General features: G+C 67.9%; 13 protein-coding genes and 1 tRNA gene. 7 read left to right on the top strand and 7 right to left on the bottom strand.

Annotation, left to right across the window (positions count from 1 at the left end; all coding sequences use genetic code 11):
• Nucleotides 1-38: 38 nt before the first annotated feature.
• Nucleotides 39-3,023 carry a MobA/MobL family protein gene (locus PGN14_RS08920; RefSeq protein ID WP_335299130.1) on the bottom strand — a complete coding sequence of 995 codons (2,985 nt, stop codon included), beginning with the start codon at nucleotides 3,021-3,023 and terminating at the stop codon, nucleotides 39-41.
• Nucleotides 3,024-3,481: 458 nt separating this feature from the next.
• On the opposite strand from PGN14_RS08920, the gene PGN14_RS08915 reads away from it, so the two are divergent.
• The 3 genes from PGN14_RS08915 to PGN14_RS08905 all read left to right on the top strand — a co-directional run bounded on the left by PGN14_RS08915 (nucleotide 3,482) and on the right by PGN14_RS08905 (nucleotide 7,961).
• Nucleotides 3,482-4,708 (top strand): hypothetical protein, encoded by a 1,227-nt coding sequence (locus PGN14_RS08915; RefSeq protein WP_335299129.1) that lies wholly within the window; start codon nucleotides 3,482-3,484, stop codon nucleotides 4,706-4,708.
• Nucleotides 4,709-4,798: 90 nt separating this feature from the next.
• A complete protein-coding gene (locus PGN14_RS08910; RefSeq protein ID WP_335299128.1) occupies nucleotides 4,799-6,973 on the top strand; it encodes a TonB-dependent hemoglobin/transferrin/lactoferrin family receptor in 2,175 nt (724 codons plus the stop codon).
• A 13-nt stretch (nucleotides 6,974-6,986) separates the two neighbouring features.
• Nucleotides 6,987-7,961 (top strand): DUF6607 family protein, encoded by a 975-nt coding sequence (locus PGN14_RS08905; protein WP_335299127.1) that lies wholly within the window; start codon nucleotides 6,987-6,989, stop codon nucleotides 7,959-7,961.
• Between the two features lie 115 nt (nucleotides 7,962-8,076).
• Here the strand turns inward: PGN14_RS08905 and PGN14_RS08900 are convergent, their stop codons facing one another.
• The 5 genes from PGN14_RS08900 to PGN14_RS08880 form a co-directional block, all read right to left on the bottom strand.
• Nucleotides 8,077-9,339, bottom strand: a complete 1,263-nt coding sequence (locus tag PGN14_RS08900) for a hypothetical protein (protein WP_335299126.1) — start codon at nucleotides 9,337-9,339, stop codon at nucleotides 8,077-8,079.
• The gene (locus PGN14_RS08895; RefSeq protein ID WP_335299125.1) at nucleotides 9,288-10,109 is read right to left on the bottom strand and encodes a DUF6538 domain-containing protein; all 822 of its coding nucleotides are present in this window, start codon (nucleotides 10,107-10,109) and stop codon (nucleotides 9,288-9,290) included. The genes PGN14_RS08900 and PGN14_RS08895 overlap by 52 nt, the downstream gene beginning before the upstream one ends.
• Before the next feature lie 144 nt (nucleotides 10,110-10,253).
• Nucleotides 10,254-10,327 (bottom strand) — tRNA-Gly (locus tag PGN14_RS08890).
• A 55-nt stretch (nucleotides 10,328-10,382) separates the two neighbouring features.
• Entirely contained in the window at nucleotides 10,383-10,709 is a 327-nt protein-coding gene (locus PGN14_RS08885) for a hypothetical protein (protein ID WP_335299124.1), read from the bottom strand.
• 14 nt (nucleotides 10,710-10,723) lie between these two features.
• Nucleotides 10,724-12,145 carry a L,D-transpeptidase family protein gene (locus tag PGN14_RS08880; protein ID WP_335299207.1) on the bottom strand — a complete coding sequence of 474 codons (1,422 nt, stop codon included), beginning with the start codon at nucleotides 12,143-12,145 and terminating at the stop codon, nucleotides 10,724-10,726.
• Between the two features lie 241 nt (nucleotides 12,146-12,386).
• On the opposite strand from PGN14_RS08880, the gene PGN14_RS08875 reads away from it, so the two are divergent.
• Entirely contained in the window at nucleotides 12,387-13,172 is a 786-nt protein-coding gene (locus PGN14_RS08875; RefSeq protein WP_335299123.1) for a tyrosine-protein phosphatase, read from the top strand.
• A 105-nt stretch (nucleotides 13,173-13,277) separates the two neighbouring features.
• On the opposite strand, the gene PGN14_RS08870 is transcribed toward PGN14_RS08875, so the two are convergent.
• Nucleotides 13,278-14,147: an alpha/beta fold hydrolase gene (locus tag PGN14_RS08870; RefSeq protein ID WP_335299122.1), complete on the bottom strand. Its 870-nt coding sequence runs from the start codon at nucleotides 14,145-14,147 to the stop codon at nucleotides 13,278-13,280.
• Nucleotides 14,148-14,268: 121 nt separating this feature from the next.
• Here PGN14_RS08870 and PGN14_RS08865 point away from each other — a divergent pair, with 121 nt between their 5' ends.
• The 3 genes from PGN14_RS08865 to PGN14_RS08855 all read left to right on the top strand — a co-directional run bounded on the left by PGN14_RS08865 (nucleotide 14,269) and on the right by PGN14_RS08855 (nucleotide 17,913).
• Nucleotides 14,269-15,060, top strand: coding sequence for a metallophosphoesterase family protein (locus PGN14_RS08865; protein ID WP_335299121.1), 792 nt, complete (start codon nucleotides 14,269-14,271; stop codon nucleotides 15,058-15,060).
• Between the two features lie 216 nt (nucleotides 15,061-15,276).
• On the top strand, nucleotides 15,277-17,598 hold the full coding sequence (locus tag PGN14_RS08860; protein WP_335299206.1) for a ribonuclease R family protein: 2,322 nt from the start codon (nucleotides 15,277-15,279) through the stop codon (nucleotides 17,596-17,598).
• A gap of 9 nt (nucleotides 17,599-17,607) precedes the next feature.
• On the top strand, nucleotides 17,608-17,913 hold the full coding sequence (locus PGN14_RS08855; RefSeq protein WP_335299120.1) for a hypothetical protein: 306 nt from the start codon (nucleotides 17,608-17,610) through the stop codon (nucleotides 17,911-17,913).
• The last annotated feature ends 1 nt before the right edge of the window (nucleotide 17,914 follow it).

The raw sequence follows: 17,914 nt of genomic DNA, 5'->3' as shown, positions 1-17,914 counted from the left end.
GGCGTGGCTGGCGCGACACGGTCATGGACGCGCACCCCTCACCGGATATGGGGGGACGGACCCGTTCGCCCGGCGGCGCGCTGCATATATCGCCGGTTTGCGGCTGCCTGCATCGTCGCTTCCGCCAACATCGCCGGGGCCAGCCGGGCCAGTTCGGCCGCCGCGACCTTGTCGGCCAGGGCCACCGCCGCGCGCCGGTTGCGTTCGCCGACCGTGATGGCGCTGCCGGGCCGTAGGTTGGCGTCATGCGCCTCCCGCCAACTGAGGACCAGCGGGTGGGCTGCGACGGGCGGCACGACCGGGGCGATATCTTTCATGTCCGCCGCTGCGGGACGCTCGGTCTTCGGCGCCGTCGACACGGCGGGCGTTGGCGATGGTGCGGGCGACGTCGTAGGCTCGATCGGTGGACGTGGAGCTTCGGTCGCGGGCGGCCGGGCGACCGGCGCGGTCCGCTTCTCCTGCGACTGACGGATGCCCTCCAGCCGGCGCTGCGCGTCTTTCGACTGCAATGCCCCGGGGGTGACACCCAGCCGAGCCGCATCGGTATCGCGAAGGACGATGCTGTCGTCCTGCCGGTGGACCGGGATATTCGCGCGGGAAATCTCGTCGATCGCGCGGTGAACCTGCGGCCGTGCCTGCCGCGTCGCCGCCTGCAGCTCCAGGCCCTCGTCCCGGGCGTTGCGCAGCCGACCCTGCACGTCGGGATCGGCGATGTAACAGCGCAGCCCGTCCTGGAGATCGCGCTCGCGGTGCGCGAGCGTCCATTTGCCGCTGGGGTCTGCGGGGATGGTGAGGATGCCGGGCTCCGCCTTTACGGCCTCGACCATTCGTCCGATCAGCCGGTTCTGCCGGTCGCGGATCAGGTCGAGCTCCTTCACCTGCTCCGCTGATGCCAAGTCGAGCATCCGGCGGTCCAGATCATCGATTTTGTAAGGCTCGGTTCGACCATCGCGGCGCGTGATACGGCGACGGCGGGTCCGGATCCGCGCCAGCCAGTCGTCGACCTCGGCGCTGGCCAGGGCCTTCGCTGCAACCTCCTCCTTGGCCGAGGGCGCCGGGGCCGATGCCGGCTCAGCCGTCACGGTCAGCGGGGGCACGGTATCTTCCACCGTCTGGCGCTGGCCGGTTTCCTTCGAAGGCGTGGGCATCATCGGGTGTTCGATCCCGGCGTCTTCGCGCCGCCAGATCGCGGTCTTTTGCATCATCTGGAATCCCCACTCGATCTGGTCGCGACCGATCTGGGCATGGTCTGCCAGCGACTTTGCGAATGCGACGTCGGGCGCGACTGCCTTTTCGAGGTCGTCAAGATAGGCGTGCGCGTCCCGCTCGCGTTGTACGAGCGCCTCGTACCGGGGGTGCCCCTCGGGGTCCTTGCCCTTCGCCCGCAGCTTGTCGGCCAGGTCGTCGGCATAGCCGCGCATCTTCTCGGCGGTCTGTTCGGCATTGCTGCGGGCCATGGGATGCAGGATCGAGAGGATCACATCGGCGGTGCGCGCTTCCGCGCGCCGCCGCGCCAATTCGCGCGCGAGGTCCGCGAGGAAAGCGCCATCCTCCGGCCCTTCGACGCTTGTCCGGCGCAGATCGGCGACCCGTTCTTCGTCGGCCTTCTCGATCTCGTCGTGTCGCTTGAGCCACGCGACCATTCGCGCCCACCAGCCCTTGTGGGCGTTTTCGACATCCTTTTCGGGCGCGGCGCCACATGCCGCAATAAACGCGAGCCGAGGAGCGAGGTGCTGCTGCGGCTCGGCCTCAATTCCCATATCCGCATAGGAACGCGGATCGTAGCGCCGCGGCGATCCGATCGCCTCCAGCTCCGCGTTCACCGCGTCGGCGAAGCGCGTCCGCATGTACATGGGCCAGTCCTTGTGACGGACCTCGGCGCACTTTTTCTGGCGATGCGGATAGCTCCGCCGGCGATTGCGCGATGCGGTTCGCTTCTCCTCCACGATGGCGAAATCCCATTGGCCGTCGATCCGCTCGCACGGACGGTCGTAGTAGAGCAGATGGAAATGCCAGTTGCGCTCGTTGTTCGCGGCGGTCGGCGCGTGCAGCGCGATATAATAGCGCAGGTCTCGGCGAGCCAATTCGCTCCCCATTGCCTTCATGACCCTGCGGCATCCGTCGAGATCGAGATCCGCCGACAACTCGCCGGTGATCCGGCGCTGGACGATGCCGCCGCGGCCCTCGCGGAGGTGGACCCGTCTATCGGGATCATGCTCTTTCAACCAGCCGGCGCAACCGGCGATGTCGGCGTCCACCTGGAAGGGGTGCGTCCGGCTCTTCGAGCCCCCGTCCGTTCGCCCCGCCTTCTCGACCCGATGCGCCTCCGGATCGGCCATGATCCGCTCGAGGGCGGTCTTGAGCGCTGGCGGGATGTCGGGCGTTTCCATCATGACGTGGAGCATTTGCGGATCGAACCGCTCGGCCAGGCAGATGCCGTCGGGATGGCCGCTGTCCTCATGGGCGAGCACGGTGGCGAAGAAGGCACCGGCATCGCCCGGGATGTTGCTTTCGATCATCGCCGCGCCATCACCCTCGCGCGCGAGGGCTTCATCGCGTGCCACATAGCCGACATGCGCGACGGCGTCATGGACCTCGACCGGGACGGCGAGCGCGACGGCGTCTTCGCGCGTCACATAACCGATGTGGCCGACGGGATCGGCGGCCTCACCGTCATTGGTGCGGCATGCCCCATCCACCCCCTTGGTGACCTTCGTCAGCTTGAAGTGGAACGCTTGCCGCCCGTCCGGGGTGCACGGTCTGCCGACCGGCGGGCGGGGCCTATGAAAGCGTGCCGGCGGCAGACCGCGCGACTGACGAGCCGGCCGCTCAGCCGCGACCTGACGTTTCGGTTCGTCGATCGTCCGACGTCGCTGCAGGCCCATGACGTCGGTTTCGCGCCCGGTGATATCGTCATCGGACATTCGCGAGCGGTATCGCCCGATGGCGGCCCGTGCGCGGGCAGCTTCGTGCGAGTTCATCTCGGCCGGGGGTTCGAAGTTGAAGGCGAGCTGCGATGTCATGGTCGATAGTGTCCACCGGATACTATCGATACACAATAGAAATTGTGCATGACATGTGTCTCCACGGTTTATAGGATGAACCGGGAAGATTTACGGCTTATTGCCGCCACCGTCGATGACGACGGTGATTATCGCAAAGCGACCGCTCGCCAGAGCTTTCCCTTTATCGGGTGTGCCGCATACCCGGCAAAGGTCTTGCGCAACTTGAATCGTTCGGGGCTGTATTCCCGAATAATGGGGTCAGAAATCGGCTCAATCCGAGTTTTAGGGGAAATGCGAATTGAGGTTTGGCAAGGATCGTGGAAAAATCCTTGCCGAATAACCCTTGGCGGGAACGCCATCCGCCGATAGCAGAGTTAGAGACACTCGCGGACGTGAATGGCAAGGTTCGGTTTACGATCCTTGCCTACACTCGCGGCACTGGCCGTCATGGCGATGGCGACGACGCGAGGACCCGAATGCTCGATGACGACGCGCCCCTTTGGCGATTTGCGCCCGACACGCTCCTGAAGGCGCTGGTCGCCGCGTGCGAGGAGCACGGCGATCGGCTGGAGGCCGAGATTGATGCGCTGATCCAGCGGGGCGATCGCAAGGCCGTGCGCCAGCCCTGGGGCACGAGCACGACCGCGAGCGCGCTCAAGGACGCTCAACCGGCGATCTATCGGCTGCGTAACGAGTTGGCATCGGAGCTGCCCGCGACCCTGGGCAAACTGCTGCGTCTGGCGCAGCTGGAGCAGCAGCGGCAGTATGTCGAGCGGTCGGAGAAGAAGGGCAGATCACCAGCGGAAGAACTGGCGACGGATCTGCCGGCGAGGATCAAGGGGGCGCTCACCCGCGAGCGCAAGGCCGCCATGCCGGCGCCCGCGCTTTTCCATGCTGCATTCATGCGAGCGCGTGACGAGGGGTTGGTTGAGCATGACGATGCACCGGCACTCCCGATGGCTGAGGAGACCGACAGCGTCCCTGGCGCGCTGACGACGGGGTTCGTCTTGCCGCCGGCCGATTTCGAAAAATCCGGTCGGCCGATCCCGCGCCCGTATTGGGATGCGGTCCGGGCCTTCCCCTTCCACTGCCCGCTCGACCTTCCCGTTGGCGACGGGACGGAATTCGAGTGGGAGGATGATTCCATGCCGCGCTATGCCAGCTATGAGGAAATGATCGCGCGCGACCCGAAATTCGCCTTCTGGGCGAAGGAGGCGCGGCAACGCTTCACCAACCTCTCGATGCACGTCCGGATGATGCGGGACACGCCTCGCGATGCCGACGAGAAAATCTGGCAATGGGCCGACCGCGCCTATGCGCGCATCGTCGCCCAGACTGGCGCGGACATGCCCGACCCGGACCTGTCGCGGCTGATCGACCACGATTACGACATCCTCCTGGACGACGAACGCTGCCGGATCTGGTGGCACTGGGCGGAGCGGCGTTGGGCGATCACCGGCTACCTGTCTCAACAGTGTGCCTATCACACCGAGGGTGACCCCTCCGAGGACGACGTCGTCGCCGCCTGGTTGTTCCTGCTGGTCGGCCGGCACGTGACGGACGAATGGCTGCAACCTGATTGGCTCAGGGAGCGGCTGTTCGACTGGCGGGCGCTCCCGCTGTTCGCCGCACCCGTGCCGGCGGTTCGATATCTGGTCCCACGCGCGACCCTGATCGAGCCCACTACTGAACCAGACAGATAAAGTAATGCGACGCATTCGCAGATCCTAGTTGCCGACCTGTAGTCGCCTCTTTATTGCGACTGATAGTCGATAGCTAAAATGGGGTGGGTCATGTTTCGAACGCTGGCGGCGCTGGCAGCGCTTGGAGATCCGGCGAGTGGGGGCGACGAGCCGGTCGAGCAGCGCGATATCGTCGTGACCGCGACACGTGCGCCGATCGAGGCGCAGGACGCGCCGGTCACCGTCTCGGTCAAGGACGCAGACGAGATCGCCGACGAACTGGCCACCGACATCAAGGATATGGTCCGCTTCGAACCCGGCATCAGCGTGCGGCGCGCGCCGACCCGGTTCGGTGCGGCGATGGGGTCGACGGGGCGCGCGGGCAATGAAGGCTTCGTCGTGCGTGGCATCGGCGGCAACCGTGTGCTGATACAGGTCGACGGAGTACGTGTACCCTATGGCTTCAGTTTCGGCGCGCAGGATGTCGGGCGCGGTGACTATGTCGACATCGGCCTCATCAAGTCGGTCGAGTTCCTGCGCGGACCCGCCTCGGCGCTGTACGGCAGCGACGGGCTGGCAGGCGCGGTCAGCTTCACGACCAGCGATCCGGCCGACATTCTGGGGAGCAAGTCCTTCGGCGGATCGCTGCGGACCCAGTATAATTCGGCCGACGACGAGTTCACCCAGTCGGCGGTGGTGGCAGGGCAAACGGGCGCGGTGTCGGCGATGCTGGCCTATACCCGCCGAGACTTTTCCGAGTTGAAGAACAAGGGTGATGTCGAAGGCACCGGCGTCACCCGCACCGCGCCCAATCCGCAGGACGGACAGGCCAACGCGTTGATGGGCAAGCTGGTCTGGGATGTCGCGCCCGGCCACCGCCTGCGCGCCACCGGCGAATATCTCGACAACCGGGTGGCGACCGACGTGCTGACCGGCATCAACGCCAGTGTGGCGGGATTGCAGGCGCGCGATACCGGCAAGCGTTGGCGCGGCGGGCTCGACTGGACCTATGACGGCATCGGTTTAGTCCAGTTCGCGCGGGCGGCGGTCTATGTCCAGGACGCCGAGAACCGCCAGTTCAGCGCCGAGGATCGCCGCACGCTGGCCGACCGTACCCGGCTGAACACGCTGGAGAACCGGGTCTATGGCGGCTCGGGCGAGGTGCGGCTGGGCTTCGCCACGGGCGGGATCACCCATCGGCTGGTGACGGGGGCCGATATCAGCGTCCTACGCCAGCGGGGCGTGCGCGACGGCACGGTGCCGCCGGCGGGCGAGACCTTCCCGACCCGCGCCTTTCCGAGCACCGACTTCACGCTGGCGGGCGCGTTCGTCGGCGACGAGATCGGCATCGGCCCGCTGACCCTGCACCCCGCGCTGCGCTATGACTGGTACCGCCTGTCGCCGGACAAGGATCCGTTGCTGCCGCAATTCACCGGCGCGGGCCAATCCGCCGACCGGGTCAGCCCGCGCATCGGCGCGGTGCTGGCGCTCGCCCCGACGGTGCGGCTGTTCGCCAGCTATGCCCGTGGCTTCCGCGCGCCCGAGCCGGGGCAGATCAACCAGTTCTTCTCGAACCTCGCCTTCGGCTACACCTCGGCCCCCAACCCGAATTTGCGACCCGAAACCAGCGAGGCGATCGAGGCGGGCCTGCGCCTGAACAGCACGGCGGTCGACCTATCGGCCAGCGTCTTCCGCGCCGATTATCGCGACTTCATCAGCCAGGAGGTGGTGAGCGGCGCCTTCACCCCGACCAATCCGGCCGTGTACCAGTTCATCAATCTGGACCGCGCCAAGGTGAAGGGTGCCGAGGCGCGACTGGATGCGCGCGCGGGTAACGGCCTGACCGGACAGATCGCCATCTCCTATGCCGAGGGCGACCAGATCGCGCCCGACGGAATGACCACGCCGTTGTCGACGGTCGATCCGCTCAAGCTGGTGATGGGCGTGGGCTGGCGCGAGCCGGGAGCCGGCCGCTTCGGCGGACAGCTCATCATGACGCACAGCGCGCGCAAGGCCGCGCAGGACACGACCGGCCTGTGCTCCAGCACCTGCTTCCGGCCCGACGCCTTCACCATCCTCGACGCCACCGTCTTCGCCCGGCTGACCGACACGCTGACGTTGCGCGCAGGCGTCTTCAACCTGACCAACGCCACCTACGCCTGGTGGTCCGACGTGCGCGGCCTGTCGGTGCCGCGACCCTTGCCCGCCGGCGCGGCCGATGTCCCCCCGGTCGCCTTCACCCAGCCGGGCCGCAACGCCAGCGCCTCGCTCACCTTCCGCTTCTGAGAGGACAGACATCATGAAGAATCCCTCGATGCTGATCGTCGCGGCGCTCGCGCTGCTGCCCGTCCCCGCGCTGGCCGATGGCCCGGTCAAGCAGACCGCCGCCGAGGCGCTGGCGGCCAAAGCCGCCGACCGCGCCGAGATCCTGGCGATGGCGGGCAACTACAGGGTGCGCTTCGACATGCAGGAGACGACCCCCTGGGTGGCGGGCTATACGCCGCTGGAGCGCAAGGTTTCCGGTGGGAACGAGGTGGTGCGCGTGATCGAGGACACGCCCGATCACATTGCACTCCAGCACCTGCTGGTCGTCGAGCATGACGGCAAATCCCATGTCATCAAGCATTGGCGACAGGACTGGGACTATCAGCCGACCCGAGTGCTGGTTTATTCGGGCCAAGGCAAATGGGTGTGGGAGGCGGTGCCCGAGCGCATGCGTGCCGGGCGCTGGTCGCAGACCGTCTATCAGGTCGACGACAGCCCACGCTATGCCGGCTGGGGCCAGTTCGAGACGCAGGCCGGTGTCCGCCGCTGGCGGTCGAACTGGACCTGGCGGCCGCTCGCCCGCCGCGATGCCGTGCGCCATCCGGTCTATGACCGCTATTATTCGATCAACCGCCACCAGCCGACGCCGACCGGCTGGATTCACTGGCAGGACAATACCAAGATGGCGCTGAAGGACGGCAAGCCCGTGCCGATCGTGCAGGAATCGGTTCTCAACACCTATGAGCGGTTCGACGGCTATGACGTGAAGGCCGCCAACGATTACTGGGCGAAGACCAAGGACTATTGGGCAGCGGTGCGGGCCGCATGGACCCGGGTAGCGGACACCAAGGGCGGTATCGCCATCCCGGAGGAAGCGGAAACCGGCACCGTGATCAGCGCCCGCCTGCTGGCGATCGCCGACGATATCCAGGCGGGCAAGATCACCACCGCTGCCGGATCGGCAGAGGCGCAAGCCCTGATCGCTGGGCGCACTGCCCCAATCGGGTGACCAGCGCACCTGATGGCGCGCGGTAATCCGTTTTCGCCTAGATGCGGCGTGGCATCGCGATCGTGTGGATCGTGATGCCACGCCTTCATGGGAAGGGGTGCCGACGCGTCGACCGTCACGCCTTCTTACGGGAGGCGCATCCCACCGACGACCCCGTCCGCGACCGCTCTTCCAGCGGCAGCAGGGCGAGCGGCGCGCGCGCGAGGTGCGCCGTGACGTTCGGCGTCGCCTCGCACATCAGCGCGAGCCGCTTTTCCAGAATCGCGGCACCGCCTTTGGCGAACCACGCCTTGCTGTAGTTGCGCGGACCCGTGCCCTTGCGCGCATGGCCCATGATGTCGTCGACGTGGATCTGCTTGGCGCGCGAATCCTCCAGCGCGCTCCCCCCGGAGGTGCGCATCGAGTGTAGATCAGCGCGCTTGCCCGACGCAGTCCGGAGGAGCGGCGTGATCCTATCGACATGATCGAGCAGGTACCGACCGGACGTCGCGTAAAATCGGACGCCGCCACGCTTTGCGAGATCTCCGCGATAGAGTTCGGGAAACAGCATCTTGTGCCCTTCGGCCTCGATCGCCGCCACATAGTCCTCGAAGCCGAGGCGCAGGAGTTCCGGGTGCAGCGGGATGACGCGGTAGCGTGAGGCGCGCTTGAGGCCGGCCGCGTGGATGCCGTCCTTGCTCTTCGTCATATTGGCTTTGACGAGCAGGAACGGCGTGGTGACGTCGAAGATGACCTCGATGCATTCCAGCCCGCAGGCTTCCTCGCGGCTCATGAAGGTATAGGCCAGCAGCAGCGGCACCCAATAGGCGGCGTCCTGCCAGACCGTTGCGTTCGGATCGTTCTTCAGCCGCCGCTTGCATCCGCCGCCGCCGGTGTAGATCGGGCTGGAGAAGGCGCAGACCAGCTGCTCCTCGGTCCACGGCATCCGATCCGTCTCGCCGGGAATTGCTTTGATCGAGGTGGTGAAGGCGTTGAAGTCGACGATCAGGTCCTTGCCGAATTTCGGTCGCCACGCGGTCTTGGCCAATTCGCGCGAGAAGCGCGCCATGATCGTCAGGTCGCGATTGAACGTGCGATCGCTGCGCGAGGTCTTGGCCGGCATCGCCTCGATCTCGGCGAGGACGTCGGCGAGTGGACGGGACATGGCGCCCTCTGTCGACGTCCCCCAGCGGAAATCGACCGGCAGCTCCCGCAAGGTCTTGGCGAAAAGCTGGGCGTCGGCCGGACCGTAATCGCAGAGTCGCTTGTCGCCACTGATCCAGGCGAAGCCATGGATGACGCGGCGCCGCTGCTCAAGGTCGGCGTTCCAGTCGCCCGACTTGTGGATCAGCGTGATGGTCGGCTCGATGATCTCGCTGAAGTGTCGGGTATCCGGCACGAGGAACAGGGAAGCGGCGGAGGCCGCGTAGGGATCGCCATCGACAGCGGAACCCAGGTCAGCCGGTGCCTGATGGCCGGCGCTCTCCCTCGACGGATTGCCGCGACGACGTCGTCGTCGAGCAGCGCCGCGAACGGATCGCCCTGTCGGACGACGAGCGGATGGCCCGCGAAGTTCGCGCGCGCCTGCGCTTCCGCCCGGGCGAGGAGAAGCTGGACCCGCGCATCGCCGATCGTCCGGTCGGTCACCGGTGCCGACAGCTGGTTCAGGACATGCTCGGCGTCCCGCCGGGCGCTTCGGTGCGGCGCGAGCGACTTGAGCATGAGCACGACGGCGGCGCGGTCCTGCGCGGAGAAGCCGTCGGTCAGCTCGTCGATCAGGTCGGATGGCACACTGTCGGCATCGGCCGGCAGGCGCGCGGCGATCCGATAGGTCGCCTCCAGGACGCGGAGCGGACGACGGTCGAGCCCCGCCGCCATGCCGCCGTCGAGCCGGGAGGCCATCGCCAGCCCCAGCTCCTCGTCCAGGCCCGCCCGGAACACGCTTTCCAACTCGCCCGCTTTCAGAAAGCCGCGACCGGCACGATCGAACATCTGCATCGTCAACACCTCCCATTTCGCCGAGAGCCGGGTTGCGAGACGACGTGCCTCGGCCGGATCTGCGGTGGCCAAAGGGACCGTTATAGGACGGTTGACGATTTTCCGCAGGTACAACCTGCGGCGATAGTGATAGCGCGCGCCGCGCCGCCAGAGATAGGAAATCGAGGCCACGTCCACGTCTCGCCCGGACGCCGGCGCGGACCTCTCATGCGGGCGGACGATACCATCGTGTGCACATCTTGGTGCACAATCCGGTGTCCCGCGAGGCGCCGCCGGACGCCGGAATGGCGGATTTATGTGGGTTCAGCGCGAATGTGGAGCGGGTGAAGGGAATCGAACCCTCGTCGTAAGCTTGGGAAGCTTCTGCTCTACCATTGAGCTACACCCGCGCGTCGGCGTGGCACGGCCCTGCCATGGCGGAGCCGGCGACGTCAACGGGTAAGATCATTTCTGCTTGGCGGGCGCCTCGTCGGTCGCGCCGTCGCGTTGTGCGCGGGCGGTCATGCCGGTGATGGAGGCGTCGTCGAGGACCTGTTCGTCGGGGGCGGGCGCCTCCTCCGGCGGGACGTCGGCGACATTTTCCACCGCATTGGCGACGGGCGTCGGTTCGGGCAGCGGGGCGGGTTCGACGGGAAGCGCGTTGATCGGCTCCGCGGGCATGTCGACATTCGCCTCCGGCACCGGATCGGGCTCGGACCGCGAGCAGGCCGAGAGCGCCGCGGTGGTCAACGCCGCGGCCAGCAGGAGGCCACGAGCCGGAAAAGTCCTCACGCCCAAACGTCCTTTCACTTCGCCGCCAGCGCCTGGGTCGCCGAGCGTCGCTCCACCGATGCCGCCAGCTTCGCATCCCAGCCATAGGGATCCTCGCGGAAGCCGACATCGCCCTTCTGGTTCGCAAATGCGGTCCAGTAAAGCAGATAGACGCTGACCGGATCGGCCATCTTCGCGCGCACCGTCTTGCCCGCATCGACCGTGGCGTCGATCTGCGGCGGCTGCCAGTCGGGGGTGGTGCGCATCAGCAGCTTGGCGAGATCGGCGGGTTTCTCCAGCCGGACGCAGCCATGGCTCGACAGCCGGTCGAAGCGCGAGAAGCCCGACTGCGCCGGCGTGTCGTGGAGATAGACCGCGAAGTCGTTGGGGAAATCGAACTTGAACCGCCCCAGCGCGCTCTTCTCCGAGGATTGCTGGAGCCGCTTGCTGCCGTCGCCATTGTCGATCACGCGAAAGCCGTTGCGCTTCAGATAGCCGGGGTTGGCGCGCTCCTTGGGCCACAGCTCCTTGGTCGCGATCGAGGTGGGGACGTTCCACGGCGGGTTGATGACGATGCTGTTGATGCGGCTGATCAGCATCGGCGTCTCGTTGCCCGGACGCCCGGTCACCGCCTTCATCGACATGGTCGGCGTGTCGCCGTCGAACACGGTCAGCACCGCGGCGGCGATGTTCACCTGGACGCGGCGCGGATCGAGTTCGGGCGGCAGCCAGCGCCAGCGTTCCATGTTCGCCATCACCTGGCGGATGCGGCGCTCGACCGGCACGTTGAGCGCAGCCAGCGTCTGCGCGCCGACCTGCCCGGCGGGGTTGAGGCCATAGCGGCGCTGCGCACGGCGCACCGCCTCCAGCAGCGCGTCGTCGAAGCGATCGCCGCCGGCGGACAGCTGCGAATCCTCGATCGCCAGCCGCTCGCGCAGTCGCGCCACGGCGGGGCCGCGCTCGCCATACTTGACCGTCCCGGTCAGCACCGGCCAGCCGCCCGCCGCGGCGATGGTGCGATAGCGCTCCAGCCCCTCGACCAGCGTGTCATAACCGACATAGGGCGGCGGCAGCGAGGCGATCCATGCCGACAGCCGGTCGCGCGCCACCGCGTCGGCGAACGCGGGCAGCGGGTCGTAGGCGCGCGGGCGGATGCCCCAGTCCTTCTGGAAATCGTCCGGCATCAGCCGTCCGGTGCGCACCGCGCGCGCATGGTCGAGCGCGATCCGCACCAGCGCGTCATGGTCGCGGGTGGCGAGATCGCGCGGGGCGCCGACGCGCAGTCCCTGCTTCACCTCGTCCGCCGCGATCAGCTTCGCCAGCTGGCGCGCCTGTGTATCGGACAGCGTGGGGAGCGGCGCGGCCGCCTGTATCATCGCCGCTGGCGGGGGCGGGGGCGTGACGGTGGGGATCGGCTGCGGCGCGACCTGCGCCCCGGCGGCGGCGGATGTCGCCATCAGCCCGGCGACGATGGCCGCGCGCCACCCGCGATGGAATTGTGCAACCCCCGAAACGATCACGCGACCTTGCTCCCTTCCTGCGATCCGGCGCCACCTGCCGCATCGCACCCTGCGCTGCGATGAACGAACGCCTTCCATATGGGCGCAACGGCACGCGCCTGCCACGCCATGATGGAAAAAGTCATGGCCCGCGGCATCGTTGCATGGCACGGCGCGCGGGACGACGAAGGAGACGGCGATGGTGGCGGACGGACGGGTGCAGCCGCTGGAGGGCGTGCACAATTTCCGCGATTACGGCGGGTATCGCGCGGCGGCCGGGACGCTGCGGCGCGGGATGCTGTTCCGGTCGGGGCAGCATGCGGGTGCGAGCGCCGCGGACCTGGACCGCATCCATGCGCTCGACCTGCGCACCGTGGTCGACCTGCGCGGCGATGCGGAGCGCGCCGCGGCACCATGCGTGCGGCATCCCGAATTCGGCGCCGAGGTGCTGTTCGCGCCCGGTGAAACCGCGGGGATCGAACTGGCACCGCACGAGGAGGCGGGGGCGTGGATCGCCACCGCGGACGAAGCGCGCGCGGCGATGACGCGGCTCTACGAGAATATGGCGTTCCGTCCGGTGCTGGTGCGGAGCCTGCGGCTCTATATGGCGGCGTTGGCGCAGGGCGAGGGGGCGAACCTGGTCCATTGCCTGGCGGGCAAGGACCGGACCGGACTGGCGGTGGGGCTGGTCCACGACCTGCTGGGGGTCCATCCCGACGATGCGATGGCGGATTACCTGCTGACCAACACCGCGGGCAACCAGCACGCGCGGATCGAGGCGGCCGCGGCGGGGATCCGCGAGCGGTACGGCGCAGGAATGAGCGACGACGCGATCGTCACGCTGATGTCGGTCGAGGCGCCATATCTCGACACCGCGATGGCGGCGATCCGCGCGCGGCACGGCAGCGTGGCGGCCTATGCGCGCGACGTGCTGGGCGCGGACGATGCGTGGCGCGACCGGGTCGAGGCGCGGCTGGTGGAGTGAGGCCATCCCTTGTGCTCCTGCGAAGGCAGGAGCCCAGGGCCACGAACGCCAAGCACCGTGGGTCTGCTTGACCCTGGGTTCCGGCGTTCGCCGGAACACAAGGGGCTACAGAAACCCCTCCAACTCCCCCATGAACCGTTCGAACTGGTCGTGGTGCAGCCAATGGCCGGCGTTCTCGAACTCCACCACGCGTGCGTTGCGGAAATGGGCGATGCGGCCGTCCTTTTCCGGGTTCGATGCCCAGCTGTCGGCGCCGTACAGCAGCAACGTGGGGCAGGTGATCGCCTGCCACAATTGCTCGATCTCCGCCTGCGGCACGTCGGTGAAGGGCCAGACGTTGAGGTGGTTGTCGAACTTCCAGCTCCACGTCCCATCCTCGTTGCGGTTCATGCCATGGATGGTCAGGTGGCGTGCCTGTTCGTCGGTGAGATAGGCGTTCTCCGCCTGCATCCGCGCCAGCGCATCCTCGAACGTGGCATAGCGCTTGGGCAGGCGGCCCGCGGCGGCGCGCTTGTCCGCGATCCACTTGCGCCAGCGGTCGGCGAACGGCGTCTGCGCGCGCTCCGCCAGCACCTTCGGGCTCGGCCCCAGCCCCTCGATCGCGACCAGCTTCGTCACCGTCTCCGGATAGAGGCCGGTGTAGCGCAGCGACACGTTGCCGCCCAGCGAGTGCGAGACGATCGTGACCGGCCCGGCGTCCAGCTGATGCACCAGCTGCGCCAGGTCATAGACGAAGCCGGCATTGTCATAGGTGCCGTCGGGCGACCATTGGCTGTCGCCATGCCCGCGCAGGTCGGGCGCGATCACGTGCCAGCGGTCGCGCAGCCGCTCCGCCACCCAGTCCCAGCTGCGGCAATGGTCGCGCCCGCCATGCACCAGCAGCAGCGGCGGCGCGCCGGCATTGCCCCAGTCGGCATAGTGCAGCCGCAGCCGCTGGGAGACGAAGGCGTGCGAAGTGGGGCCGGTGAGCGTCATGGCACCCAAGAAGCGCAACCGTGCCCCGTCCGTCAAGCTGGGCGCGTCACGCCATGCAGCCGTTGGCGCGCGCGTGCGTTGGCGGTTGCATTCCCGACACCTTCGCGCGAGTCGATGCCGTATGACCAAGCTGTTCCACGTAAGCGACGTTCATTTCGGGGCCGAGGACCCGGCCGCGATCGCGTGGTTCGGCGAACGGGTGGCGGCGGAGAAGCCGGATGCGGTGATCATGACCGGCGACCTGACGATGCGCGCCACCACGAAGGAGTTCGAGGCGGGCGGTGCCTGGCTTTCCGGGCTGGGCGTGCCGGTGACGCTGGAGGTGGGAAACCACGACATCCCGTATTACTGGGATCCGTTCCGGCGGCTGTTCTCGCCCTATTCGCGCTATGCCGCGGTGGAGCGGATGATCGAGCGACCGCTCGACGTGGCGGGCATCACCGTCGTCCCGCTGAAGACCACCGCGCGTGCGCAATGGCGCTGGAACTGGTCGAAGGGGCGGGTGAGCACCGGCTCGCTGCGCCGCGCGCTGGCGCTGATCGCGGCGGCGCCGAAAGATCACCTGATCTTCGTCGCCGGGCACCACCCGCTGATCGAGGGGCCGACCAAGGGCACGGCGCGCACCCGCAATGGCGACGTCGCGCTCGCCGCGCTGGCGCAGGCCGGCGCGCATGCGGTGCTGTCCGGCCATGTCCACGATCCGTTCGACATTCCGGTGGCGCGCGACGACTGGCAGATCCGGCTGATCGGCGCGGGCACGCTGTCGAAGCGCACACGCCATTCGCCGCCCGCGTTCAACGAGATCCGGGTGAACGCGGACCGTACCTTCGAGACGCTGGTGCGCACGCTGTCCGATGCGCCGAAGCAGCCGATCAGCGAGACAACGGCCGCCGTCCCGTCACCCCTGACGTGAAGTGACGTTCGCGTCACATCCTTCGTCACCCCGGACTTGTTCCGGGGTCCAGGGTTCCGCTCACCCAACGTTCGTGAGGTGCGCGGAACCCTGGATGCCGGAACAAGTCCGGCATGACGGCGGGAACTTTGTCAGGGTGACGCGGGAGGTGAGACGCCCTATCTGATCCCGGTGCCCAAAAAACCAACGCCCGGCCTGCCCACGCGCCAGCAGATCATGGATTTCATCGCCGCGTCGGACAAGCCGGCGGGCAAGCGCGAGATCGCGCGCGCCTTCGCGCTGTCGGCGCAGGAGAAGATCGCACTCAAGGCGCTGTTGAAGGACATGGCGGACGAGGGGCTGATCGACAGTGCCCCCGGTCGCGCCTTCCACGCCGCGGGCGGGGTGCCCAAGGTGACGTTGCTGCGCATCGTCGACGTGGACGAGGGCGGCAACGTCTGGGCTACGCCGGAGCGGTGGGAGGCCGACGTCCCCGCGCCGCGGCTGCGCGTGCGCGAACGCAAGCGCGGCGCATTGGGCGTCGGTGAGCGCGTACTGGCGCGCACCGAGGAGACCGGCCACGGCTGGACCGCGCATCCGATGAAGGTGCTGGCGCCCGCGTCGGAGCAGATGATCGGCGTGCTGCGCCGCGAAGGCGAGCGGCTGTTTCTGCAAGGCGTCGAGAAGAAGGAACGACGCGAATATCCTGTGTCCGACGCTGGCGAGGCGCAGGCGGGCGATCTGGTGCTGGCGGAGAAGGCCGGGCGTCCGCCGCGCATTACCGCGCGCGTCGTGCAGCGGCTGGGCGATCCGTTCGCGCCACGCAGCTTCTCGCTGATCGCGATCCACAAGCTGGGGATCCCCGACACCTTCGCGCAGGAGACGCTGGACGAGGCGGAGCGCGTCGCGCGGCAGCCATTGGGGGAGGGGCGCGAAGACCTGACCCATCTACCGATCGTCGCGATCGATCCCGCGGATGCGCGCGACCATGACGATGCGGTCTGGGCCGCACCCGACGACGATCCCGCGAACGAGGGCGGGTGGAAGGCGATCGTCGCGATCGCGGACGTCAGTTTCTACGTGCGCCCCGGCTCGGCGCTGGACCGCGAGGCGCGGGCGCGCGGTAATTCGGTCTATTTCCCCGATCGCGTCGTGCCGATGCTGCCCGAGGTGCTGTCGGCCGACGTCTGCTCGCTGAAGGAAGGCGAGGATCGCGCCGCGCTGGCGTGTCACTTGCAGGTGACGAAGGCGGGGGCGCTGATGTCGTGGCGGTTCACGCGGGCGGTGGTGCGGCTGGCGGCGAATGTCGCCTATGAGGATGCGCAAGAGCTGATTGACGGCGCAAATAGCCCCCGCCCCTCCGGGGAGGGGGTTGGGGGAGGGGCCGCCGCGAACGCTGCCCTCGGTGAGACCTCAACCCCTCACCCAACCAGCATCGGGTCGTCCACGCCCCCGGCGTGGACTGAACAGCGCGGGGCGCTGTTCACCCGATGCTCCCCAGAGGGGAGAGGGCTATTGGAGCCGCTCACGCATCTCTGGGACTGCTGGCGCGCGCTCGCCGCGGCGCGTGACAAGCGCGAGCCGCTCGACCTCGACCTCCCCGAGCGCCGCGTCGTGCTCGACGAGAAGGGGCGCATCATGTCGGTCGCCCCGCGCGAGCGGCTCGACGCACACCGGCTGATCGAGGACTATATGATCGCCGCCAATGTCGCCGCGGCGAAGGCGCTGGAGGCGAAGAAGGCGCCGGTCATGTACCGCGTCCACGAACCGCCCGCGCGCGAGAAGCTGGTGGCGCTGAAGGACTATCTGGCGACCTTCGACGTCGCCTTCGCGCTGGGGCAGGTCGTCAAGCCGGCGACGTTCAACCGTATCCTGGAGCGGGTCGGCGACGTGCCGTTCCGCCCGGAGATCATGGAACAGGTGCTACGCACGCAGACCCAGGCCTATTATGCGCCGCTCAACCATGGCCATTTCGGGCTGGCGCTGGGCAGCTATGCGCATTTCACCTCGCCGATCCGCCGCTATGCGGACCTGATGGTGCATCGCGCGTTGGTATCCGCCTATGCGCTGGGGCCGGGCGGACTGGCGGGGAACGAGGATTTCGAGCGCGCCGGGCAGGTCATCAGCCAGTTGGAGCGTCGCGCGATGGAAGCGGAGCGCGAGACGATCGACCGCTATGTCGCCGCCTATCTGTCGGAGCGCGTCGGTGAGGTGGTGGAGGCGCGGATCACCGGCGTCACCAATTTCGGCTTCTTCGCGACCGTCGACGGCGTCGGCGGCGACGGGTTGATGCCGGTGCGCGACCTGGGCGGCGAATATTTCCGCTACGAGGAAGGCGCGCGGCGGCTGGTCGGCGAGCATAGCGGCGAGGTCTATGCGCAGGGACAGCGCGTCGAACTACGGCTGGCAGAGGCGAACCCGGTGTCCGGCGCGCTGCGCTTCGAATTGCCCGAGGGGCGCTATGGCGGCGCGGCGCGCGAAAGCCGGCGCGAGGCGCCGCGCGTGCTCAAGCGGCGCGGGCGCCCGGCGAACATCCGACATCAGGGCCGCAAGCGGTAAGGGGACATCATGTCGGGAACGGTAATGGCGACGCTGGTCGCACGCGCGCGCAAGCGGATCGAGTGGCATTTCGTTTCCGCCGGAGCGACGCGGAAGGAGGCGGCGATCGCGTTCGACCGGCCCAAGGGGCGGATTGAGCGCCGCGTGTTCGACCGGATGCTGGCGTTCGGCGCGATCGAGAAGACGCCCGAGGGCAAGTTCTGGCTGGTCGAGAAGCGCCTCGGCGACTTCCGCAAGGAATCGCTGGCGCGCGTGCTGGGGATGCTCGCGGTGGCGGGCTTCGCCGCGGCAGGGGCGATGGTGATCGGGGGGTAGC

This window comes from Sphingomonas adhaesiva, assembly GCF_036946305.1.
In the GTDB taxonomy this organism is placed as follows: Bacteria; Pseudomonadota; Alphaproteobacteria; order Sphingomonadales; family Sphingomonadaceae; genus Sphingomonas; species Sphingomonas adhaesiva_B.
The sequence above is the reverse complement of the archived record's forward strand: the minus strand, read 5'-3'. Positions and strand labels throughout refer to the sequence as shown.